This is a genomic window from Lutimonas vermicola (genome assembly GCF_038433205.1).
Classification (GTDB): Bacteria; Bacteroidota; Bacteroidia; order Flavobacteriales; family Flavobacteriaceae; genus Lutimonas; species Lutimonas vermicola.
Window position 1 is genome coordinate 289,525 of sequence record NZ_JBCDNA010000003.1, and the last position, 21,655, is coordinate 311,179.

Here is a 21,655-nt window from a genome sequence, read left to right on the forward strand (position 1 = left end):
AAGAAACCACGGAGCCTTTGCTCCGTGGTTATTCTTTTTTAGGAAGTTCTTTATACTTGAATTGCAGCCTGTTCATTGTGTAAAAAATTAGATGAGATCCAGAAATATAGCTTTTTTACTTGCCTTTCTTGCCGCTTTGATTTATGGCGTAAGTTTTACCGTGGCCAAGGAAGTAATGCCCTTACATGTGCGCCCTTTTGGATTTATATTATTAAGGGTACTTGGAGCTACCAGCCTGTTTTGGATTGTTGGAATATTTCTTAAGAAGGAAAAGATCGAAGTTAATGATTATCCAAGGTTGTTACTGGGAGCTGTTTTTGGGATTGCTCTCAATCAGCTTTCCTTCTTTAAGGGACTGAGTATGACAACCCCGATCAATGCTTCTGTAATCATGGTCACCTCACCCATTTTGGTATTGATCTTTTCGTCCTTTTTATTGAATGAAAAAGCTACAAAGAAAAAGCTTTTAGGAATTTTTATAGGATTATTGGGAGCTGTTATGCTCATCATTTTTGGAAAAGAACCGGGTATTGCGACTAACGCTACCTTGGGAAACCTTCTGGTTTTTGTAAACGCGTCTTCATATGGACTTTATCTTATCCTTATTAAGAACCTGACAAAAAAATATCACGCGATTACCCTTGCCAAATGGTTGTATTTATTGGGTTTGATCATGGTACTTCCTTTTGGATTTTCAGAATTGAGTATGGTAGAATGGCAAACAATGCCGCTGCCCATTATCTATCGGGTAGGATTCATTATCGTATTTACATCATTTTTGACTTATATGTTCAACCTGTTCGCCATAAAAGAATTAAAGCCGACTACCTTGAGTATATTTATCTATTTACAGCCGGTTATTGCAAGCATGTATGCTCTGTTTGTTGGAAGTGATTCCCTGAATGCGATAAAGATTGGAGCCACAGTGCTTATCTTTATTGGGGTGTATCTCGTTACTCGCAGGCCGAAAGAGACTTTTGACTGAAGTAATTATTAATGGTTGGCGCATCCCGGAAAGATATTTTTATTGCTAACTTTGTGAAAATTTAAAGAACAAGATGATACAATCCATGACCGGATACGGTAAAACAATAATTCAACTTGAGACAAAAAAGATAAGCCTTGAAATAAAATCACTGAATAGCAAAAACCTTGATATTAACACAAGGTTCCCCGGGGTTTACAGAGAAAAAGAAATAGAAGTTAGAAGGCTGATAGCCAATAATCTTGTACGCGGAAAGGTTGATATGTCTTTTTATATTGAATCTACTGCGGCTGAAACTTCAACCAAGATCAACCGTGAGGTTGTTGCCAATTACATTAAGGAATTGGAAGAGATACACCAGGAGGACGATTTACTTTCTATCGCCATGCGTTTGCCGGATGTTTTAAAAACAGAAAGGGAAGAATTGGACCCGGAAGAATGGGCGCTGATTCAATCAGGGATTCTGGAAGCTATTGAAAACCTTAAGGAATACAGGCGTTCTGAGGGAGAAGAATTGCGCATCGATTTTGAGCAGCGAATTGCGGTATTAAAAGAAAAGCTTCGGGAAGTCATCAGCCTTGATGGGGAAAGACTGGAACAGGTGAGGATCAGGCTTAAGAGATCAATAAAAGAACTTGAGCAAACAGTTGATGAGAATCGTTTTGAACAGGAATTGATTTATTATCTGGAAAAGCTTGATATAACAGAAGAAAAAGTAAGGCTCACAAATCACCTCAATTATTTTGAGAAGGAACTTGATGTGAATATTTCTAATGGTAAGAAGTTAGGATTTATCTCCCAGGAGATTGGAAGGGAAATTAATACGATAGGTTCAAAGGCGAATTTTGCACCCATGCAAAAGGCTGTTGTTGAAATGAAGGATGAGCTTGAGAAAATAAAGGAACAGCTTTTAAACGTTTTATAAGTTATGACTAAAGAGAAAGGCAAGCTGATTGTTTTTTCGGCCCCGTCCGGTTCAGGTAAAACGACCATAGTTCATCATTTATTAGGAAAAAAAGAACTGAATCTGGACTTTTCGATTTCTGCTACTTCCAGGGAGAAAAGAGGGCAGGAAGTTAACGGTAAAGATTATCATTTTATAAGCCTTGAGCGTTTTAAAAAACACATAGATCAGGATGATTTTGTTGAATGGGAAGAAGTGTACAGCAATAATTTTTATGGAACGCTAAAATCAGAAGTCGACAGGATATGGTCAGAAGGCAAGCATGCCATTTTTGATATTGATGTTATTGGCGGGCTTCGAATCAAGAATAAATTTCCCGATGAAACATTAGCAGTATTTGTAAAAACACCCTCCATTGAGGTAATGGAAAAAAGATTGAGGTCGAGAAATACTGATTCGGAAGAAAAAATACGAGAAAGAATTGCAAAAGCGGAAAGAGAATTGCTATACGCGGATGATTTTGATGTCATTCTTATCAATGATGATCTGGAAATTGCAAAAAAGGAGGCTGAAAAAATAGTTAAAGAATTTATCTCTTAAGCGCTATAAACGGGTCAAAATGAAAATTGGACTTTTTTTTGGAAGTTTTAACCCCATTCATATTGGGCATCTGATCATTGCCAACCATATGGCGGAATATTCAGACTTGGACGAGGTTTGGCTTGTTGTAACGCCTCACAACCCATTTAAGAAGAAAAGGACCCTGCTTGAAGATCATCACAGGTTTCAGCTTGTTGTGCAGGCTACTGAAGATTACCCTAAAATTAAACCAAGTAATATAGAATTTGGATTGCCCCAGCCCAATTACACTATTAATACCCTGGTTTATTTGCAGGAAAAGTATCCACAGCATGATTTTCATCTAATCATGGGGCTGGACAATCTGAAGTCCTTTCCTAAATGGAAGAATTATGAAAAGATCATTGAGCATCATGAGCTTTATGTATACCCAAGGGTTTCTGAAGTAACTGACCTTCCTGAACTTATGGCTCACCAAAAAGTGCATTATATAAAAGCACCAATAGTTGAAATTTCCTCAACATTTATTAGAAATGCCATTAAAGAAAGAAAAAATGTCAGGGCTCTGATGCCTGACAAAGCCTGGGCATATCTTGATGAGATGAATTTTTATAAATAGTCCCATTGCTGTTGAATAGGAATTTAAAATGCATATAAGAGCTTATCGGAGAACTTAAAAACATTGTATATTTGTGTTGAAATTTTGACAATGGAGAAAAGCAGAAAGGAAAAAATCAAAGAAAAATTGACGTTTAAGTATCGTTTCGTCGTGTTGAACGAGGATACTTTTGAAGAGCGATTTTCATTCAAGCTAAATCGCCTGAATGCCTTTGTTTTTGGGGGTATTTTTTCTGTTCTTTTGATTAGCCTGACGATTTTATTTATTACTTTGACACCGCTTAAGGAATACATCCAGGGATATTCCTCATCCGAAATGCAGAAAGAAACAACGGATTTAGTCTATAAAGTCGATTCTTTGAATCAGATCCTGTCGGTCAACGACCTTTACATAGAAAACATTCAGCAAGTGTTAAAGGGTGAGATTAAAAGAGTAACATTTAATAAAGACTCGGTTTTAAGACAATTTCAAATTGACGAGATTGATTTTGCGCCTTCATCGGTTGATTCCCTTTTTAGAGAAGAAGTAGAACAAATGGATAGATTTAGTGTTTTTCAGCAGGCTAAGAAAAATACAGATATTGTTTTTTCGTCACCAATAAAGGGGCAGATTACAGAACAATACGATGATCAGGAAAAGCATTTTGCCGTAGACATAGCCGTTGACCAGGACACTCCCGTTAAGACTGTTGCAGATGGAACGGTTATATTTACAGGGTTTACTGCGGATACAGGTTATGTGATTGTAATAGAACACGGCCAGGGATTTACATCAATTTATAAACACAATGCTTCAATTTTTAAAGAGCAGGGAGCTTTGGTGAAATCGGGAGAAGTTATTGCCAGTGCGGGTTCCACAGGTAATTTTTCTACTGGAGCTCATCTACATTTTGAGCTTTGGAATGATGGATATCCTGTGAACCCTACCAATTATATAAACTTTGATTAAACCAGTTTTCTGGCCTAACAAACTAGATTTTCATTTGTGCTAAAGTCATATCTCGCAAAAATTTACGCTCGCATTGTTGCAAAACAAGTCTATGCCTGGGCAAGGGTACCTTATCAGACTCAGGATAAGGTCTTCAAAAAACTTATTGAATCGGCAAAAAACACCAAATTTGGCCGTGATCATCAATTTGATAAGATCAGAACCTTTCATGATTTTAAAGATCGTGTTCCCGTTCGGGACTATGAAGGTTTAAAAGAGTATGTCGAGCTTATTCGCATTGGTAAACCTGACATTCTTTGGAAGGGTAAGCCTTTGTATTTCGCGAAAACCTCAGGAACTACATCAGGAGCCAAGTATATTCCCATCACGAAAGATTCGATGCCCTGCCAGATTTCAGCAGCAAAAGAGGCCTTGCTTCTTTATATTGCAGAAACAGGAAAATCAGATTTTGTAAATGGCAAAATGATTTTTTTACAAGGTTCCCCTGAGATTGATGATTCGGGTAAGGTAAAAACCGGGAGACTATCCGGGATTGTGGCACATTTCGTGCCAAAATATCTTCAAAAAAACAGATTGCCATCCTGGGAAACCAATTGTATTGATGACTGGGAAACAAAAGTTGATGCTATTGTAAAGGAAACCGTGTCTGAAGATATGCGTTTGATAAGTGGGATACCTTCCTGGGTACAGATGTATTTTGAAAAACTCATTGAACATGAAGGGAAAAAGGTATCGGAGATCTTTCCTAATTTTAATCTTTTCGTTTATGGAGGGGTCAATTATGAACCATACAGGCAGAACATGGAACACCTCATTGGAAGAAAGGTTGACTCAATAGAATTGTTTCCTGCTTCAGAGGGATTTTTTGCTTATCAGGATATCCAACACAAAAAGTCATCAACCGATGAGGGAATGCTCTTGCTGCTCAATAGTGGTATATTTTACGAATTTATTGTAGCTGACGATTTTTACAAGGAATCACCTGAGAGAATAACCATCAGAGATGTTAAGCTGGGGGTAAATTATGTCATGATCATTTCAACCAATGCCGGATTATGGGGTTATAATATAGGAGATACGATCGCTTTTACTTCACTTGAACCATTCAGGGTGATTGTAACCGGGAGGATCAAACATTTTATTTCAGCTTTTGGTGAACACGTTATCGGGAAGGAAGTTGAACAGGCTCTTCAATATGCCGTTGCAAATACAGGCGTAAAGATCAAAGAATTCACAGTAGCACCCCAGGTGAATCCTGGACCTGGACAACTTCCATATCACGAATGGTTTATTGAATTCGAACAGGAACCCGAGGACCTGAAATCATTTTCCAGTTTGATAGATCAGGAAATGCAAAGGCAGAACACCTATTACTTTGACCTCATTGAGGGGAAGATATTACAGCCATTGATCATCAGTAAAGTTCAGAAGAATGGCTTTGATCAATATATGCGTTCAGTAGGAAAATTGGGAGGACAAAACAAGATACCAAGACTCGCAAATGACAGAAAGATTGTTGATCAACTTCATCTTATCGATTAATTTATGAAGGTGATGTCTCTAAATACACGGGAAAGAAGAGCAGTGAAGGGATACAACTAAATGCGAGGACTATTTTTGGATTTTAAAAACTGTAAATACAGCTATAGGCAATCAATTTCAGTTTATTGAAAAAACTGCGAATTCGCCGTCTATAGCCTAAGTGTTTATGTCTAAAAGGAAATAGAATCTATTTTTTAGCCAAAAGATCTCTGATCTCAGCGAGAAGTTCTTCCTGACTGGGACCTGCTGGTGGAGCCGGAGCCTCTTCTTCTTTTCTCTTGAATTTATTCACAGCTTTGACAATGAGAAACATGACGAAAGCTACAATGATAAAGTCAATCACATTGGTTATGAATTCTCCATATAATACCGCTATGGTACCTTCAACTACTCCATCGGCGTTAGCGACTCCCTCCCGAACAATCCATTTGAGTTCTTTGAGGTCAGATTTAAGCAGCAAGCCAATTAAAGGAGAGACTATACCCCCTGTAAATGAAGTGATAACGCTTTTGAAAGCGGCTCCCATGACAAAACCCACAGCAATGTCTAAAAGGCTCCCTTTTAAGGCAAATTCTTTAAATTCTTTGAGCATAATATAAGATTTAAGATTTGTGTTGGAACGAAGGTAATAAAAATACTAATGAATAACGCGTCTAATTCTGCCGCCCAAAGCTGTGAGAATTTCATAACTTATGGTGTCAGCTTGAAAGGCAAGTTCAAGGATTTCCTGCTGGCTGTCAAAAATAATCACCTGATCTCCTTCTTCACAATCAATGTCAGATACATCAATCATTGCCATATCCATGCAAATATTTCCAATAATCGGTGCTTTATTCCCATGGATCTTTACAAAGACTTTTCCCTGACCTAAACTCCGGAAAAACCCATCTGCATGCCCAAGAGGAATCGTTGCGGTTCGCATTTGTTTTTTTGCCGTGAATCCTTTGTTATAGCCTACACTTTCATTTTTATCTATTTCATGTATCTGTGAGATAACACTTTTAAGAGAAAGTACATTTTTTAATTTTGAATTAAAACCAGGATCATTTGAAAATCCATACAAGCCCAGTCCCAACCTTACCATGTCAAAATGAGCTTCAGGATAGTTCAGGATTCCCGAAGTATTGCTCATATGCATCATGGGTTTAAACCCTAAAGTTCTTTCAAAGGATTCAGCAATTGAACGGAAAGAATCAATTTGATTGAGCGTATAGTCTCTTTCATTTCTATCCTCGGATGCGGCTAAATGAGAAAAGATTGATTTCAATAATAATGTTGGTTGATCTTTTAAATGATGCAACAGAAACGGAATATCCAATTCCTTAAAACCCAAACGGTTGAGGCCCGTGTTGAATTTAAGATGTATGGGATATTCGAGGATTCCGTATTCCTTGCTAAGTTCCAAAAAAGCGAGAAATATTTTCTTGCTGTATAAATTAGGTTCTAAATTATACTGTATAATAAGTCCCAGGTTTTCTAATTGAGGGTGAAGTACTAAAATAGGAGTTTTTATTCCTGAATTTCTCAATGCAATTCCTTCGTCTGTATAGGCTACGGCGAAATAATCAATTTTCAGTTCCTCTAAAAACCGGGCTACTGCCACGGCATCAGATCCATATCCGGAAGCCTTAACAACGGCCAGGATCTTAGTGCTATTTTGCAATTTTGAACGAAAAAAATTAAGATTGTGTTCTATAGAAGACAGTCTGATTTCTAAAACCGTAGGATTGTTATTCATTGGATTCTTTAGATATTTCCTTCTTTTCTTTAAGTTCCTTTTGTCTTTCCTTAAAGAATGCGGCCCTGCTAAGAGGCTCGTATTCGTGAACTTCTCCAAGAACAACTAAACGGTCGTCGGGAACGGTTCTGTGGCTATAATTGGCCAGATTTCCGGTTTTAGTGCAAACTGCATGGACCTTTGTTACATATTCTGCTGTGGCCATTAAAGCGGGCATAGGGCCAAAAGGATTCCCTTTAAAATCCATGTCCAGTCCGGCTACAATTACACGAATCCCTCGATTGGCCAGATCATTGCAAACATTCACAATTTCATCATCAAAGAATTGCGCTTCATCAATACCAACTACATCTATATCATTGGCCAACAAACGTATATTTGCCGAAGAAGGAACCGGAGTGCAACGGATTTCATTCTCATCATGCGAAACGACCATCTCCTCTGCGTACCGGGTATCAACAGCAGGTTTAAAGATCTCCACACTTTGTTTTGCAAACTGGGCGCGTCTTAAACGCCGAATCAATTCTTCTGTTTTTCCTGAAAACATAGAACCGCAGATCACTTCGATCCAACCAAATTTTTCTGTATGATTTACGGTATTTTCTAAAAACATTTAAAACTTTTTCGCATTGAAAAAACAATATTTGACTTGTAAGTTAAAACAAAAGTAATGAAATTCTTTAGTAGTATTTTCTTTTGAAAATGTTAATTTTGTATCTTTCTCACACAGCGATTACTACCTGCAAAAAATATGAGCAATGTTGAATGATTTGATCAAAGAACTTAAGAACCTTGCCGAAAAAATTTTGGAAGAGGATCCGGCACTTACCGTAGAATCCTGGCTGGTTCAATCGCGAGAGTTATATGAGAAACTAATGGTGCTGCATTATTTAAATGAACAGGAGGCTAAAAAAGATCCTTTTGCACAGGAAAGGTCAGAAGAACCTTTTTTAGAACGCGATACAAGTATTAAAGACCTTTTTGAGATTGAATCAAAAGTTGAGGAAGAAATTAAAGAAATTGAAGAGGCAGAAGAGGAGGAAGAACAGCCATTGAGTCTCAATGACCTATTTGTGCCCACTTTTGACGGTATAAAGGAAGATATGAGTCAGAAGGAAGAGTTTAAAGACACGGTTTCCCTGGATGAGACCGAAAATTTATTTCAGATTAAAAAGGAAGCTCCAAAGCAACTGTCGCTGAATGATAAACTTCTGGGAAACAGCATTCAGGTAGGGCTCAATGACAGAATAGCTTTTGTGAACAAATTATTTAACTTTAGCCAGTCTGATTTCAACAAAGTGCTGTCAAAACTTAATGAATGTACCACTAAGGAGGAGGCCTTACATTATTTTCAATATCAAGTCAAACCAAATTATAACTGGAAAGGAAAAGAAGATCTTGAAGATAGATTCTTCAGTTTAGTCGAAAGGAAATTTTTATAACTAGTCACGTTTATCATTTCTTCGTTGTTCTCTTTTTCGTTGTCTTTTTTTCTTGGCATCTACTTTTTCAGTAGTCTTTCCAAAGGGGGCTATACTATTCACCAGTCCATTTTGCAATGTTTTCCATAAATAATTAGTAAAACCCTTATACATAACCCGTTCAAAACTCATAGTAGCCTCTCTCAATTCACCGTTTTTACCAGGGTTGGATTTGTGAATTAAATTATTGACCGACCAGCTAAGAAAGTTGTTTTTATCGGTGTTCGTTTGTTTAAAGACTTCTGCATCAAGATCGTGGTATGCAAACTTCATGGTTCCATTTGAATTGTAATTGTTTGCCGAAGCTTGAAATGAAAGACTTTCGACCCTACCTTCCAATATCTTTAGACCCAAAGCAGGAAATATTGCAGAATCATAATAGATCATTTCAGAAGGCCCTAAATATCCACTAAAGAAAAAGGTATTTTGATCATCAGCAAGTGGCAATAACATATCCATATTTAACGTCGATTTACCCATGAATTTAGTACTAATGTGAATTTTGAGCGGGACTTCCCTATACGCTTCAATTGAACTTACATTAAAGATATTGACTTTCATGTCTTCCATAAAAACTTTCAAAAGAATATCTTTATGGTCCAATTTTTCTTCAAAGACCACATCGCTTTCAGCGAAAGAAATTTTATGAATTAAAAGAGGTGTTTCCATTTGTTTTAACATCTGATGAGGCAATTCAGGTCGTTTATTGAGATCAAAAGGTTTCCTTTTATCTTTGTATATGTTCAAGGATAGCTTTGTAATTTCGACACTATCCATAAAAAAACCTTTATTTTGAATGACTTTTTCGAGGTCAAGATTAAAAACTTTAAGATCTTTAATACTTAATTCGTACACTTCCTTGTTGTAAGTGTACGAATTAGCCAAGGTCTTTTTATTGACCATTGGTTTGTATTTGAGATTGGAAATCTGCAATTGATCCTCCTCTAAATGATATTTTAAGGCGTCAATGGAGAAGTTGTATTTTATATTTGGAAATTCAACTTTAATCTGTGTAATTTCAAATAGTTTTTTCAAAGGAGAAAGTTTAAAATAATTCTCGCCAATTTTATCGAGTTTTATTCCTGTAACTTCAAAATTTAGCGGTTTGTTCTGGAATGTAATTTCATTCTTTACCACATCAATCAACTGAACCTTCAAATTGTCAAATTTTATGGCATCAAGTTGAAATCCATTTAATTCCTTTATGTAGATAGAGTCAAGTCGAACAGGTTTTTTGCCGGGGTTCGAGGGTTCTTTTTCACCATTTGTAAAATGCTGATACAACGGATCATCTACAATAAGCTTATTGATTGCAAGCTCTTTTGAAAGAAGGAGCGGTAATAAGTGGATACCCTTGACTTTAAGTCTTGAAATTGAAAGTTTATGCAATGACTTTTTTTCGAGTTTGTTATTTTGAAGTTTTACCATTGCCGAATCTGTCGGTCCTACATGGACTTCACTAAAGACCAGAGAGCGGTCAAAAAGACTGAATTTGGTTCTTTTGATGGAGACATGAATTTGTTCAATATTTTGATTAGCCAGTATCTCAACAACCTTTCGCGAAACAACATTTGAAATAATAAAACTGGCTAAGAAAATGAGCAATACAATACCTAGCAATATGCTAAAGGCGATTTTGTATTTTTTATTTATTGACATTGATTGAGGGTCGGGATATTTAAAACAAGTAGTCGGAAAAGATCAATTGGTTTTAAAATACTCTTTTAAAAGCTGCATATTTTTTTTATCACTTCCTATGAAAATAGTTGTATCACTAATGATAACAGGGCGTTTTAAAAATGTATAATCACTTAAAATCAGCTGCTTATAGTCTACTTCTTCTAATTTTTGATCTTTTAAACCCATGGCTGCATATTTTTTTGCCCTACGGCTAAAAAGAGACTCATAACTGCCGGAAAGTTGAAACATTTCTTCAAGTTCTGAAACGGTAATGGGTTTGGTCTTAATTTCCCGAATTGTAAATCCGTCAAGTGAAAGAGATCGCATAATTCTTTTACAGGTGTCACAGGTTTTTAAGTAGTAAATTTTTTTCATTTATTTTTGCTGATGAGGCGTTTCATAAGCTTAAAGTTACTTATTTTTAGGGAATTTTTAGATTTATGGAAAAATTATTTGAAACAGCTTTGTTCACAAGAACATCAATGTTAAACATTTTAGAAAACAAGTCTTTTGAAGAGTTGGTTACAATACCGGTTCATTTCAGAAATTCTGTGTTTTGGAATATAGCACATGTCTTGGTGACCCAACAGCTTTTGTGTTATCGATTGTCTGGTCTTGACCTAAAAATAAGGGAGGATATGGTGACCAAATATGGCAAGGGGTCTTTGGCTACCGAAAATATAGATGAATCAGACATCCGGTATGTAAAAGAAGAGCTGGTAAATGCAATGAAAAATACCTTTGTGGATTATAACAATGGAATGTTCAAACATTTTAAACCTTATATGACGAGTGCGGGAATTGAACTAAAAAGCATTGATGACGCTTTTGGTTTCAGTACTTTTCACGATGGTATTCATCTCGGAGTAGTACTCTCATTAATGAAAATTGTTTAAAATACTTTCTTATGGACTTTAATACAAAAGTGATTCATGGAGGCCAGCAACATGATCCCGGTACAGGAGCGGTAATGCCTCCAATATACCAGACATCAACATACGCTCAGGTATCACCTGGAAACCACAAGGGCTATGAATATTCGCGAACGGGGAACCCTACCCGAACAGCTTTGGAAAATGCTTTTGCAAGTATAGAAAACGGAAATTACGGTCTGGCCTTTGCTTCGGGACTGGCAGCTATTGACGCCATTATGAAGTTGTTGAAACCGGGAGATGAGGTGATATCAACTAACGATCTTTATGGAGGTACATTCAGGTTGTTTTCTACGATTTTTAAAAAATTCGGGATCAAATTTCACTTTGTGGGGATGGAAGATGTGAGCAATATTGAAAAATGCATCAATGGAAACACTAAATTGATTTGGGTGGAATCACCAACAAATCCAATGTTGAATATTATTGATATCAAGCGCTGTGCCGAACTGGCAAAAAACAATGAGGTATTGTTGGTTGTTGACAATACTTTTGCCACGCCTTATTTGCAGAGGCCATTGGATCTTGGAGCCGATATTGTCATGCATTCTGCCACTAAGTATTTGGGAGGCCATTCGGATGTTATTATGGGAGCCTTGATTGTCAAGGAAAAGACGATTGCAGACCAACTTTATTTTATTCAAAACGCAAGTGGGGCAGTATGTGGTCCTATGGACAGCTTTTTGGTGTTGCGAGGCATAAAGACATTGCATGTTCGTATGCAGCGACATTGCGAAAATGGAGCTGCAGTGGCACAGTATTTAAAAGCGCATCCAAAAGTTGGAAAAGTGTATTGGCCTGGTTTTCAGGACCATCCCAATCATGATATCGCTAAATCTCAGATGTCCGGGTTTGGTGGTATGCTGTCTTTTACAATAAAGGGGGATCATTATAAGGATGCTCTTAAAATTCTTGAAAACCTTAAGGTTTTTACACTTGCTGAATCTTTAGGGGGTGTAGAATCCTTGAGTGGTCACCCGGCCAGTATGACACATGCATCCATTCCAAAGGAGGAACGGGAAAAGACAGGCGTTATAGATTCATTGATCAGGTTAAGCGTGGGTATAGAAGCTGAAAAAGATCTTTTAGAGGATCTTGAAAAAGCACTGGCAATGATTTAATTCTTGCCAAAGACATATGTGACACCAGTGGTAAAAAACACCATGGAATCATTACCTTTATTCGCAGGATCATTGGGTGCATTTAATCCTTCGACAACATCGGAGAAATAGTACTGGTACCTGCCTTCTAAACTAAAGTCCAGTTTCTCCAGACTAAATCTGACACCTGCGCCGGCCGTAGCAGAAAATATATTTTCAGCGTCAAGAAAAACAGCTCCTTCCTGCCATTTATCGATCAAATCTGTGTAGGGTTCATCCTTACCCTTAAGCGAGACGTCATTAACCAGAATATCAGGTTGAGAATAACTGTAATGTACACCAACAGTTACAAAAGGATTTATGGATCCTGTTGTTTTGAAATATGAGGTATAATCCTCAAGCTCTAAGATATAGTATTCTAAATTCAAGCCAACATTAAAAAGCTTTATCGCAGCTTTCATATTGTCTAATTTCTCGCTCTCACCTGCAGGTTCAAAAGAGACATTTGTATTGTTAATATAAGACAACTCAGTTTTCAATTTGAAATGTTCGCTAAAAAAAGTTGACCCACTTCGCCAATTGTACTGACTTCCAAAAAATTTCAAATAATGAGAAATACCAAAAGACAATGAAGCTTGATTCGCAGCAGCAAATTCAGAACTGAGCCCCATATCCGTCTGAAAAGAAGCGATACCGAATGACACCCCTAATTCATGACTGACACTCGATTGTGCCCTTGAATGCAGAAAAAAGAAGAAAAGTAATACTGCAAAAAAATTAGGTAAATGTTTCTTCATCGTTTAGTTAAAATTTTAGATACAATCCAGCACAAATATAAAAAAGAAAATGCTTTAATCTCGTTTTTCAAAACAAAAAACTAAATATTTTAGGATTTAGTGCTTTATTAATTGAATATTCGGGTCCCAGAAATACTTTTCGAAGGCAACAACTTGATTGTTTTCAACCTTAATATTTTCATTTTCCAGGAGTTGCTGCATCAAATTTGAACCTTTAAAATGATGTTTCCCGCTCAAAAGCCCATTTCGGTTTACAACTCGATGGGCAGGGATAGAATCATCTAGATGTGAGGCGTTTAGAGCCCAGCCAACCATTCTGGCAGATCGTGGTGTACCCAAATATTTAGCAATGGCGCCGTACGAAGTCACCCGTCCGAAAGGAATAAGTTTGGTTACTTCATACACTCTGGAAAAAAACCCTTCTGCTGTCATTTTTAAGTAATAGGTTTAGTTGATGAAAAATCAAATAAAAATTAATACCTGGTGCGAAATTTTACATAGGTGATGGCCTTTTTAGCATCGAGATACTGTTGCTCATAAAATGTTTGAATTGCCGTTGCTTCGAAAGGAGGACTGCTGCTATTGTAAATGTCATGATGCGCAAAGATAATATCATGGTTCCCCTCATGCAAAACCCCAAGAAGATAGCCGTGGAGAAATTCACTATCTGTTTTTAAATGAATGAAACCATTGGGCTCTAAAATCCTCTGATATTTCTCCAAAAAGGGTTTTGTAATGAGCCGGTGTTTTGTGCGTTTGTATTTTATTTGCGGGTCAGGAAAAGTTATCCATATTTCAGAAACTTCGTTTTCATCGAAGCAATGGCTTATAAGCTCAATCTGTGTCCTCAGAAAAGCAACGTTCTGAAAATCGTTTTCAAGTGCAGTTTTGGCACCTCTCCAAAACCTGGCACCTTTTATGTCAACACCAATAAAATTTTTATCTGGATATTTTTTAGACAGAGCCACAGAATATTCACCTTTTCCGCAACCAAGTTCTAATACAATTGGATTGTCATTCTTAAAAAAGGAATGCCATTGACCTTTAAGTGAAAACCCTGCAAGAACTTCTTCACGACTCGGTTGAATTACATTTTCAAAAGATTCATTATCTCTGAATCGCTTTAATTTATTCTTGCTTCCCAAAGAATCCAGGGTTTTATAAAATGATTACTCCGTATTTGTTTTTCTAAACTTTTGCAGTTGCCCAAGCCAGTAAATAAATAAGCCTGCAGTAGCAAAGAAAAGAATAGCGTTAAAGAAATTCGTTGCCCACCAATTATCAATAGATCGTATAGCTTCGTAAGGAGCGAACAGTATCTCAGTAAAGAATTCTGCAAGAGCCCTGAAAAAATTATTTGAAATCATATTAAATTTTTTAAATTCAACTTAAACCTGGAGGCTCTTGTTGTAAAAGTTTTTACTTTAGCTTATTCTTGTCGCAAATATAGACGAGTTTTCAATTAGCTCGGGGCAAAATTAAAAAATATCATCATGATTGCCAATTTTTTTAATAAAACCAAGCCAATAAATTTTTTGGTTCTTTCGATTTTAGTTTTTATTATTTTTTTAGTTGCCCTGATTAATGTCAATTCAGAACCCCTTGATTTTTATTTCTTTGTTAAAAACGGACTGTTTCTCTTCCTGGCGATTTTGACAGTTTTTGTGTTGAATTTTATAATTCGAAAGAACTCCTTAACAGAAGACAATTCTTTTGCAATTTTATTCTATATCCTAATCAGCAGTTATTTCCCTAATTCTTTTATACATGAAGGCGTATTTATATCAAATTTTATACTGCTTTTGGCTTTTAGGAGAATTTACAGCCTTAGATCATCTCTTCAGACGAAGGAAAAGATTTTTGACGGAGCTTTCTGGATCGGTATAGCAAGTCTGTTTTATGTTTGGAGTTTATTTTATTTGATCCTGCTTTATGCTGCCATTCTAATCTTTAGAAAGATTGATTGGCGTAACTTTGTGATACCCGTTATAGGTTTTCTAACCCCAATTTTTTTATCTTATACTTATTTACTTGCATTTGACGACCTTGATCGATTTAGGAATTTATGGAAATGGAGTTATGACTTTAGTTTAACGGAATACACTTCAGCAAATTTTTTTGTAGCCTTGATTTTGACTGGAGTAATGGCATTGGTTGCTATTTATCCCACTACAAGAAGGTCTTTACTGGCTAAAATAGATTTTAAAGCCACATGGTCTTTATTGATTGTACATATTGGAGTGTCATTAATGATAGCTTTGGTTGGAGTTGATAAAGATGGTTCAGAGCTTATTTTCCTCTTCTTTCCATTGAGTGTATTATTTGCCAATTATCTTCAGGTTATTAACAGGTATTGGTTAAAAGAGCTGATCATCTATCTGTTTTTTGTGACTCTTATAAGCAATTATTTTTAAGCTTAGAGCTTATTTCCAAAAGCTAGGTCACCGGCATCCCCAAGCCCTGGAACGATATAGCCTTTAGAATTTAATTTATCATCAACAGTAGCCACCCATAAATGCGTATTGTCCGGAAAATGTTTTGATATATAGTCAATCCCTTCTTTAGCGGCAATGACCGATACCAAATGGACCTGACTGGGGGTGCCGATTTTTTTTAAAATATCGTAAACGGATACCAGAGAACTGCCTGTTGCCAGCATCGGATCAGCAAGTATAAGAATTTTCCCGTTAAGAGCCGGGGTGGCAAGATACTCTACTTTAATTTCAAATATTTCCGGGGTTTTATGGAGTCTGTAAGCCGAAATAAAGGCATTCTCAATATGATCGAAATAATTCAGTATCCCCTGATGCAAAGGTAATCCGGCCCTGAGTACCGAACAGAGCACAAGTTGATCAGATACAAGAGGAACTTTTTTAACCCCTAATGGCGTTTGCACCTCCTGATCCTGGAAATGCAACTCCCGACTCAATTCATAACTTAGGATTTCCCCGATTCTTTCAATATTTCTTCGGAACCTCATGGAGTCCTTTTGAATGTTGATATCCCTGATCTCAGAGATAAATTGGTTCAGAATAGAATTAGTTTTATCTAAATTATGTATGATCATTTAAAAAAAATTATCCAATGAATATATTGACTTGTCGTACCCGTATTTAAACCTCCATGGTACGACCGTAAAAAGAATCTCCGGATTTCTTAGGTAAAGATAAGAAACCCGGAGAATAATTAGATGTATTATCAAATGATTTATCCGTTAATAATGCGCTCCTGATGGTCGATGGATTCCTGGTGGATAGCCTTAAAAATTCTTTCAATAAAAATCTTGGACAAGCCCTGGGTTTCTCCCTTTTCAAGCACTTTATCAAGAATTTCATTCCACCTTGCATTTTGGAGTACCGCAACATTGCTTTCCTTTTTTGCTTTACCTATGTTCTCAACAATTTGCATTCTTTCTGAAAGCGTTTCCAACAGCTGTTCATCCTTGGCGTTGATCTCATTCCTGAGTGCATTTAGTTTAGAAAGGGATTCTTCTTGCTCAAACCGCGGTTTTCTAACTTTAAGTTGGTTCATGATTTCCACCAAACGCTCTGGTTTAATCTGCTGCTTGGCATCACTCCAGGCTTTATCAGGGTGGCAATGGGTTTCAATGATCAAGCCATCCATTTTGAGATCAAGAGCTGTCTGAGAAACATCAAAGATTCCAGTTCTGTTACCGCAAATATGTGAAGGATCATTAATGATTGGCAAGGTTGGATATTTACTTTTTAGATCAATCGGAATTTGCCAGCTGGGAATATTCCTGTAGTTTGATTTTCTAAAAGATGAGAAACCTCTGTGAATTGCTCCAAGATTTTTCACCCCTTTCTTATGTAATCTTTCAATAGCGCCTATCCACAGGTCCAGATCAGGATTAATAGGGTTCTTAACGAGTACGATTTTGTCAGTATCCTGGATAGCGTCCGCAATTTCCTGTACTGCAAACGGATTTACAGTTGTACGTGCTCCTATCCAAAGGACATCAATATCGAATTCAAGCGCCAGTTTAGCGTGATGGGCATTAGCGATCTCAATGGCGGTTAACAAACCTGTCTGCTCTTTTACTTTTTTCAACCACGGAAGCGCTATGGCACCATTGCCTTCAAAAGAGCCCGGCCTTGTTCTCGGTTTCCAAACACCAGCTCTAAAAACAGTAGCATCCGTATTTTTTAATTCATGGGCGATCTCAAGCACTTGCTCTTCACTTTCTGCACTACATGGTCCTGCAATTACTAAAGGATGTGATAGTTCCATTGCATCCAACCATGTTCTAAAATTTTTGTTTTTCATTTTCATTCATGTTTAATACCGGCCAACACGTCTTTAATTCTATTTGTGTCTTCCATGATGTTTAAAACGTCATCGGCTGATTTTCTAGTTAAGATATCTTTAAATTGATTTAGGTTTTTAATGTATTCTTCGAGGGATTTTAATAGGTTATCCCGGTTCTGAAGAAAGATAGGCGTCCATGTTTCAGGGTTACTTTTCGCCAGTCTGACTGTAGAAGCAAATCCGCTTCCTGCCATGTTAAATATGCTTTTCTCATCTTTTTCTATTTCCAAAACAGTTTTCCCAAGCATAAACGAGCTTATATGAGAAAGATGCGAAACATAGGCAATGTGTTTATCGTGCTGAACAGGTGAATCCATAAACACATTTCTCATTTTCAGGTTTTCAAAAATAGATATGGTTCGTTCTATCATTTCCGGGCTGCTGAGTTCTTTTTCACAAATAATATTTACTTTTTTTGTAAAGAGGTCATAGATGGCCGCTTCCGGACCAGAAAACTCGGTTCCTGCGATAGGGTGAAGTGCCACAAAATTCTTTCTTTTGGGATGGTTTCTTATCGCATCACAAACTGCGGCTTTAGTGGAGCCCACATCAAAAACCAAGGTGTTTTCTCCTATAAGTTCAAGTACCTGAATCGATAACTCTGGAATAATATTCACAGGGACAGCAATAATAACCACATCCATTTCATGAATAATATCAAGTTCAGCTTTTTCATAGATGATTCCCCGTTCCAGTGCTTTTTCCAAATGTTCAGGATTCTTATCAATACCGTAAATGGTAACCCATGAATTTTTTTTCAACTCCAGAGCCAGCGACCCACCAATAAGCCCTAATCCAATTACTGCTATTTTTTTCATGATACCTGGTATTTTGACAAACGATGGCTCACTTCCTTTATTTTATCCTCTTCCACACACAGCGAAAATCGAATATATCCTTCACCCTGAGAACCAAATACTGTCCCGGGGGTAATAAACACGTTGTTTTCATATAACAATTGATCTGTCATTTGCTGTGAGGTTTTGTTTGACGGTATTTTGGCCCACACAAAAAGACCTGAACTTTCACGGTCATAGGTGCACTTTAATTGGTCACATATTTCCCAAATAATCGCTCTTCTTTTTTTATAAACCATGTTCATTTGATCAAACCATTCAGATGACAGTCCCAAGGCCTCAATAGCTCCTTGTTGAATGCCATAATACATACCGGAGTCCATATTACTTTTAACTTTTAGGATGGCATCAAGATATTCGGCATGCCCTACGACCATTCCCACTCTCCAGCCTGCCATGTTAAAGGTTTTACTGAGAGAATTCAGTTCTATGGCCGTATCTTTTGCCCCTGTTACCGATAAAATACTTTTAGGATTATCGTTTAAAACAAAGCTGTACGGATTATCATTTACAATAAGGATCTGATGCTTTTTTCCAAAGGCAACCAATTCTTCAAACAGCTTTTTACTGGCGTTGCTGCCAGTGGGCATATGCGGGTAATTTACCCACATGATTTTGACCTTGCTAAGATCTGACTTTTCCAGTTCGTTGAAATCCGGCCACCATGTATTACTCGCTCTTAAAGCATAGGTTACAGGTACGGCCTGAATTAACCTGGCAACAGAAGCATATGTAGGATAACCCGGATCAGGAATCAGTACCTGATCTCCTTCGTTCAAAAAGGCCATTGATATATGCAATATACCTTCCTTTGAGCCCATAAGGGGTAAAATTTCGTGTTCAAATCCCAGATCTACTCCGTAATACCTCTTATAAAAAGAAGCCATGGCTTTTCTTAATTCGGGGAGGCCCTGGTAACTTTGGTATCCGTGAACATCCGCATTTTTTAAGGCCCTGATAACTGTTTCAGGTGGAGCGAGATCAGGACTTCCTATTCCCAAATTGATAATAGGCTTACCTTGAGCTATCAGCGACCTTACTTCTCTAAGTTTTATAGAGAAGTAGTACTCCTTTACGTCATTAAGTCTTTTCGCTATTGGCAACATGTTTACAAATTGTTTTGATGGTATTCTCCAAGAATTTTTAAATGAGTAACTTTTTTTGAAATCAGGTGAAGTGCGTTTTTGTACAATACAAAATCATCGATCACCAAATCTATAAAAAATGCATAATTCCAGGGTTTATCTATAATGGGAAGTGACTGTATTTTGGTTAGGTTCAAATCGTGTTTCCCAAAAATGTCAAGTATTTCAGCCAGGCTTCCGGCATCGTGTTTTGTTATAAATTTTATAGAAGCCTTATCTTTTACTGAGCCTAGTTTACTAGGATGATATGGGCTGTCATTTCCCTTTTTCAGGATAAAAAAACGGGTAGAATTATTCTTGATGGTTTGAATATCGTCGGCCAAAACATCAAGTTCATACATATCAGCGGCCATTTTACTGGCAATGGCGGCTATTCCCTTAAGACCTTTTTCTTTAATTCTTTTAGCAACTTCTGCCGTATCTTTCTCTTCAATCAACTTGATCTCAGGACGGCTTCTGAAGAATTTTCTGCATTGCAACAAAGCCATGGGATGCGACCAGACTTCTTTGATATCTTCGATACCTTGTCCTTTAAGTGCCATCAAATGATGGTGGATATTTATATAGACTTCTCCTTCTATACTGAGGTCGTATTCATCTATCAAAGCATAATTTGGCAAAATGGCACCCGCAATGGAATTTTCAATAGCCATGACCGCACTGTCTGCATCGTCATTCATAAGCAGGGTAGGAATATCAGTAAAAGACATGCATTCCAATAACGCTATATCCTCGCCAAAATAATTGTTGGCCACGATATGGTGGAAAGATCCTTTTATTCCCTGAATGGCTATTTTCATTCTTCTCTTTTTGATAAAAAAAAAAGCCTCGTTAAAACGAGACTTACTATGTTGTTAAAATTAACCTATACCACAAGCGTCTCCTCCTTTATTTTGTAAAAAAATAAAAGTAGAACCAGTTAGCTATTTGTACAGATTTAATCATTAAAATCAAAATTAGTCAGCAAATCTATGAATTAATTTTTCAATTGCAAGTCTTTTTTAAAAAAGATTGCTAATTACTCAAACATTATTTGGATATAGGAGTATATTTATTTCCTCAGGTGACGACAGTATATATCAAAAATTCGTTTATTTGCACCGTAAAATCAGATTTTTACTTATGTCTATACAGGTTGAAAATGTAATTAAGGAATACGGTTCCCAAAAAGCACTGGACGGGGTCAGTTTTAAAATCGATTCAGGAGAGATCGTAGGGTTCCTTGGTCCGAATGGAGCGGGGAAATCTACCTTGATGAAAATCATTACAACCTATATAAAGCAAACAGAGGGTGAGGTTATGGTCAATGGGTTTGACACCTTCAAGAAAGATATCGAAGTCAAGAAATCCATCGGTTATTTGCCCGAGCACAATCCCTTGTACCTCGATTATTATGTAAAGGAGTACTTATTGTTTCATGCTGATATACACCATATTCGAAAAAACAGAATAGACGAGGTTATTGATCAGGTTGGTTTAAATGATATTGAAGGGAAGAAAATTGGTCAATTGTCAAAAGGGTATAGGCAGCGAGTTGGTTTGGCGGCTGCATTATTACATGACCCGGAAGTACTTATTCTTGATGAACCAACCACAGGACTTGACCCCAATCAATTAAAAGAGATCAGAGACCTTATCAAAGACATTGGTAAATCAAAAACAATTCTATTATCAACGCATATCATGCAGGAGGTTGAAGCTATGTGCGACAGGGTGATCATCATTAATAAGGGTCATATAGTGGCTGATAAAAAACTCAGCGAATTGCTTACTGATCAGAAACAAGTGATTCAGGTAGAATTTGACCTCATTGTCGATGAGCAATTGCTAAAATCGCTGCCAAACTTAAAAGAAGCCCATAAGAGTGAAGAAAATTTATGGAACCTGGTTTTTGAAACCGAGGAAGATATGAGGGCTGAAGTATTTGATTTTGCAAAGAAAAATGGATTCAGGACCTTGCGGCTTAATCGAAAAACAGTTAGCTTAGAGTCACTTTTCCAGAACTTAACTAATTAATAT

25 protein-coding genes are annotated in these 21,655 nt (G+C 37.0%); 11 read left to right on the forward strand and 14 right to left on the reverse strand.

The window, feature by feature from the left end:
• Positions 1-91 precede the first annotated feature (91 nt).
• The 6 genes from AABB81_RS13275 to AABB81_RS13300 all read left to right on the forward strand — a co-directional run bounded on the left by AABB81_RS13275 (position 92) and on the right by AABB81_RS13300 (position 5,577).
• Positions 92-985: a DMT family transporter gene (locus tag AABB81_RS13275; RefSeq protein ID WP_342161039.1), complete on the forward strand. Its 894-nt coding sequence runs from the start codon at positions 92-94 to the stop codon at positions 983-985.
• A gap of 73 nt (positions 986-1,058) precedes the next feature.
• On the forward strand, positions 1,059-1,910 hold the full coding sequence (locus tag AABB81_RS13280) for a YicC/YloC family endoribonuclease (protein WP_342161040.1): 852 nt from the start codon (positions 1,059-1,061) through the stop codon (positions 1,908-1,910).
• Between the two features lie 3 nt (positions 1,911-1,913).
• Positions 1,914-2,489 (forward strand): guanylate kinase, encoded by a 576-nt coding sequence (gmk, locus tag AABB81_RS13285; protein WP_342161041.1) that lies wholly within the window; start codon positions 1,914-1,916, stop codon positions 2,487-2,489.
• A gap of 19 nt (positions 2,490-2,508) precedes the next feature.
• A complete protein-coding gene (gene nadD / locus AABB81_RS13290) occupies positions 2,509-3,087 on the forward strand; it encodes a nicotinate (nicotinamide) nucleotide adenylyltransferase (RefSeq protein ID WP_342161042.1) in 579 nt (192 codons plus the stop codon).
• Between the two features lie 90 nt (positions 3,088-3,177).
• Positions 3,178-4,035: a M23 family metallopeptidase gene (locus AABB81_RS13295; protein WP_342161043.1), complete on the forward strand. Its 858-nt coding sequence runs from the start codon at positions 3,178-3,180 to the stop codon at positions 4,033-4,035.
• A 36-nt stretch (positions 4,036-4,071) separates the two neighbouring features.
• Entirely contained in the window at positions 4,072-5,577 is a 1,506-nt protein-coding gene (locus tag AABB81_RS13300) for a GH3 family acyl-acid amido synthetase (RefSeq protein WP_342161044.1), read from the forward strand.
• A 187-nt stretch (positions 5,578-5,764) separates the two neighbouring features.
• On the opposite strand, the gene mscL is transcribed toward AABB81_RS13300, so the two are convergent.
• The 3 genes from mscL to AABB81_RS13315 are packed head-to-tail and all read right to left on the reverse strand — an operon-like array spanning position 5,765 to position 7,928.
• Complete coding sequence (gene mscL, locus AABB81_RS13305) at positions 5,765-6,169, reverse strand: large conductance mechanosensitive channel protein MscL (RefSeq protein WP_342161045.1); 405 nt, start codon at positions 6,167-6,169, stop codon at positions 5,765-5,767.
• Positions 6,170-6,214: 45 nt separating this feature from the next.
• On the reverse strand, positions 6,215-7,315 hold the full coding sequence (gene alr, locus AABB81_RS13310; protein WP_342161046.1) for an alanine racemase: 1,101 nt from the start codon (positions 7,313-7,315) through the stop codon (positions 6,215-6,217).
• Entirely contained in the window at positions 7,308-7,928 is a 621-nt protein-coding gene (locus tag AABB81_RS13315) for a thymidine kinase (protein ID WP_342161047.1), read from the reverse strand. The genes alr and AABB81_RS13315 overlap by 8 nt, the downstream gene beginning before the upstream one ends.
• A gap of 145 nt (positions 7,929-8,073) precedes the next feature.
• On the opposite strand from AABB81_RS13315, the gene AABB81_RS13320 reads away from it, so the two are divergent.
• Positions 8,074-8,757, forward strand: a complete 684-nt coding sequence (locus AABB81_RS13320; protein WP_342161048.1) for a hypothetical protein — start codon at positions 8,074-8,076, stop codon at positions 8,755-8,757.
• Here the strand turns inward: AABB81_RS13320 and AABB81_RS13325 are convergent, their stop codons facing one another.
• The gene (locus AABB81_RS13325) at positions 8,758-10,455 is read right to left on the reverse strand and encodes a hypothetical protein (RefSeq protein WP_342161049.1); all 1,698 of its coding nucleotides are present in this window, start codon (positions 10,453-10,455) and stop codon (positions 8,758-8,760) included.
• Positions 10,456-10,497: 42 nt separating this feature from the next.
• A complete protein-coding gene (locus AABB81_RS13330; protein WP_342161050.1) occupies positions 10,498-10,851 on the reverse strand; it encodes an arsenate reductase family protein in 354 nt (117 codons plus the stop codon).
• Between the two features lie 65 nt (positions 10,852-10,916).
• Between AABB81_RS13330 and AABB81_RS13335 the strand changes: the two genes are divergently transcribed.
• Positions 10,917-11,372: a DinB family protein gene (locus AABB81_RS13335; RefSeq protein WP_342161051.1), complete on the forward strand. Its 456-nt coding sequence runs from the start codon at positions 10,917-10,919 to the stop codon at positions 11,370-11,372.
• Positions 11,373-11,383: 11 nt separating this feature from the next.
• The gene (locus AABB81_RS13340; RefSeq protein ID WP_342161052.1) at positions 11,384-12,529 is read left to right on the forward strand and encodes a cystathionine gamma-synthase; all 1,146 of its coding nucleotides are present in this window, start codon (positions 11,384-11,386) and stop codon (positions 12,527-12,529) included.
• Here AABB81_RS13340 and AABB81_RS13345 read toward each other — a convergent pair.
• The 4 genes from AABB81_RS13345 to AABB81_RS13360 form a co-directional block, all read right to left on the reverse strand.
• Positions 12,526-13,305 (reverse strand): THC0290_0291 family protein, encoded by a 780-nt coding sequence (locus AABB81_RS13345; protein WP_342161053.1) that lies wholly within the window; start codon positions 13,303-13,305, stop codon positions 12,526-12,528. The genes AABB81_RS13340 and AABB81_RS13345 overlap by 4 nt on opposite strands.
• Before the next feature lie 96 nt (positions 13,306-13,401).
• Positions 13,402-13,737 (reverse strand): MGMT family protein, encoded by a 336-nt coding sequence (locus tag AABB81_RS13350; RefSeq protein ID WP_342161054.1) that lies wholly within the window; start codon positions 13,735-13,737, stop codon positions 13,402-13,404.
• Positions 13,738-13,778: 41 nt separating this feature from the next.
• On the reverse strand, positions 13,779-14,450 hold the full coding sequence (gene trmB / locus AABB81_RS13355; protein WP_342161055.1) for a tRNA (guanosine(46)-N7)-methyltransferase TrmB: 672 nt from the start codon (positions 14,448-14,450) through the stop codon (positions 13,779-13,781).
• Between the two features lie 24 nt (positions 14,451-14,474).
• Entirely contained in the window at positions 14,475-14,672 is a 198-nt protein-coding gene (locus tag AABB81_RS13360; RefSeq protein ID WP_342161056.1) for a DUF6341 family protein, read from the reverse strand.
• Positions 14,673-14,798: 126 nt separating this feature from the next.
• On the opposite strand from AABB81_RS13360, the gene AABB81_RS13365 reads away from it, so the two are divergent.
• Positions 14,799-15,719 carry a DUF6427 family protein gene (locus AABB81_RS13365; protein ID WP_342161057.1) on the forward strand — a complete coding sequence of 307 codons (921 nt, stop codon included), beginning with the start codon at positions 14,799-14,801 and terminating at the stop codon, positions 15,717-15,719.
• A 2-nt stretch (positions 15,720-15,721) separates the two neighbouring features.
• On the opposite strand, the gene upp is transcribed toward AABB81_RS13365, so the two are convergent.
• The 5 genes from upp to AABB81_RS13390 all read right to left on the reverse strand — a co-directional run bounded on the left by upp (position 15,722) and on the right by AABB81_RS13390 (position 20,436).
• Positions 15,722-16,372: a uracil phosphoribosyltransferase gene (upp, locus tag AABB81_RS13370; protein WP_342161058.1), complete on the reverse strand. Its 651-nt coding sequence runs from the start codon at positions 16,370-16,372 to the stop codon at positions 15,722-15,724.
• 140 nt (positions 16,373-16,512) lie between these two features.
• On the reverse strand, positions 16,513-17,592 hold the full coding sequence (locus AABB81_RS13375) for a chorismate mutase (protein WP_342161059.1): 1,080 nt from the start codon (positions 17,590-17,592) through the stop codon (positions 16,513-16,515).
• 2 nt (positions 17,593-17,594) lie between these two features.
• Positions 17,595-18,452 carry a prephenate dehydrogenase gene (locus tag AABB81_RS13380; RefSeq protein WP_342161060.1) on the reverse strand — a complete coding sequence of 286 codons (858 nt, stop codon included), beginning with the start codon at positions 18,450-18,452 and terminating at the stop codon, positions 17,595-17,597.
• A complete protein-coding gene (locus tag AABB81_RS13385) occupies positions 18,449-19,597 on the reverse strand; it encodes a pyridoxal phosphate-dependent aminotransferase (RefSeq protein WP_342161061.1) in 1,149 nt (382 codons plus the stop codon). Before AABB81_RS13385 ends, AABB81_RS13380 begins: the two co-directional genes overlap by 4 nt.
• Positions 19,598-19,599: 2 nt before the next feature.
• Complete coding sequence (locus AABB81_RS13390) at positions 19,600-20,436, reverse strand: prephenate dehydratase (RefSeq protein WP_342161062.1); 837 nt, start codon at positions 20,434-20,436, stop codon at positions 19,600-19,602.
• 322 nt (positions 20,437-20,758) lie between these two features.
• On the opposite strand from AABB81_RS13390, the gene gldA reads away from it, so the two are divergent.
• Positions 20,759-21,652 carry a gliding motility-associated ABC transporter ATP-binding subunit GldA gene (gene gldA / locus AABB81_RS13395; protein ID WP_342161063.1) on the forward strand — a complete coding sequence of 298 codons (894 nt, stop codon included), beginning with the start codon at positions 20,759-20,761 and terminating at the stop codon, positions 21,650-21,652.
• Positions 21,653-21,655: the final 3 nt, after the last annotated feature.

Excerpts from the sequence above, each read along its gene's own strand:
- AABB81_RS13315 (WP_342161047.1), bottom strand. The coding sequence starts at position 7,928 with ATGTTTTTAGAAAATACCGTAAATCATACAGAAAAATTTGGTTGGATC.
- AABB81_RS13350 (WP_342161054.1), bottom strand. The coding sequence starts at position 13,737 with ATGACAGCAGAAGGGTTTTTTTCCAGAGTGTATGAAGTAACCAAACTT.
- AABB81_RS13325 (WP_342161049.1), bottom strand. The coding sequence starts at position 10,455 with ATGTCAATAAATAAAAAATACAAAATCGCCTTTAGCATATTGCTAGGT.
- nadD (WP_342161042.1), top strand. The coding sequence starts at position 2,509 with ATGAAAATTGGACTTTTTTTTGGAAGTTTTAACCCCATTCATATTGGG.
- AABB81_RS13275 (WP_342161039.1), top strand. The coding sequence starts at position 92 with ATGAGATCCAGAAATATAGCTTTTTTACTTGCCTTTCTTGCCGCTTTG.
- AABB81_RS13330 (WP_342161050.1), bottom strand. The coding sequence starts at position 10,851 with ATGAAAAAAATTTACTACTTAAAAACCTGTGACACCTGTAAAAGAATT.
- gmk (WP_342161041.1), top strand. The coding sequence starts at position 1,914 with ATGACTAAAGAGAAAGGCAAGCTGATTGTTTTTTCGGCCCCGTCCGGT.
- mscL (WP_342161045.1), bottom strand. The coding sequence starts at position 6,169 with ATGCTCAAAGAATTTAAAGAATTTGCCTTAAAAGGGAGCCTTTTAGAC.
- AABB81_RS13375 (WP_342161059.1), bottom strand. The coding sequence starts at position 17,592 with ATGAAAAACAAAAATTTTAGAACATGGTTGGATGCAATGGAACTATCA.
- AABB81_RS13365 (WP_342161057.1), top strand. The coding sequence starts at position 14,799 with ATGATTGCCAATTTTTTTAATAAAACCAAGCCAATAAATTTTTTGGTT.
- AABB81_RS13340 (WP_342161052.1), top strand. The coding sequence starts at position 11,384 with ATGGACTTTAATACAAAAGTGATTCATGGAGGCCAGCAACATGATCCC.
- AABB81_RS13380 (WP_342161060.1), bottom strand. The coding sequence starts at position 18,452 with ATGAAAAAAATAGCAGTAATTGGATTAGGGCTTATTGGTGGGTCGCTG.
- gldA (WP_342161063.1), top strand. The coding sequence starts at position 20,759 with ATGTCTATACAGGTTGAAAATGTAATTAAGGAATACGGTTCCCAAAAA.
- upp (WP_342161058.1), bottom strand. The coding sequence starts at position 16,372 with ATGATCATACATAATTTAGATAAAACTAATTCTATTCTGAACCAATTT.
- AABB81_RS13335 (WP_342161051.1), top strand. The coding sequence starts at position 10,917 with ATGGAAAAATTATTTGAAACAGCTTTGTTCACAAGAACATCAATGTTA.
- AABB81_RS13390 (WP_342161062.1), bottom strand. The coding sequence starts at position 20,436 with ATGAAAATAGCCATTCAGGGAATAAAAGGATCTTTCCACCATATCGTG.
- AABB81_RS13345 (WP_342161053.1), bottom strand. The coding sequence starts at position 13,305 with ATGAAGAAACATTTACCTAATTTTTTTGCAGTATTACTTTTCTTCTTT.
- AABB81_RS13295 (WP_342161043.1), top strand. The coding sequence starts at position 3,178 with ATGGAGAAAAGCAGAAAGGAAAAAATCAAAGAAAAATTGACGTTTAAG.
- alr (WP_342161046.1), bottom strand. The coding sequence starts at position 7,315 with ATGAATAACAATCCTACGGTTTTAGAAATCAGACTGTCTTCTATAGAA.
- AABB81_RS13320 (WP_342161048.1), top strand. The coding sequence starts at position 8,074 with ATGTTGAATGATTTGATCAAAGAACTTAAGAACCTTGCCGAAAAAATT.
- AABB81_RS13360 (WP_342161056.1), bottom strand. The coding sequence starts at position 14,672 with ATGATTTCAAATAATTTTTTCAGGGCTCTTGCAGAATTCTTTACTGAG.
- AABB81_RS13280 (WP_342161040.1), top strand. The coding sequence starts at position 1,059 with ATGATACAATCCATGACCGGATACGGTAAAACAATAATTCAACTTGAG.
- AABB81_RS13385 (WP_342161061.1), bottom strand. The coding sequence starts at position 19,597 with ATGTTGCCAATAGCGAAAAGACTTAATGACGTAAAGGAGTACTACTTC.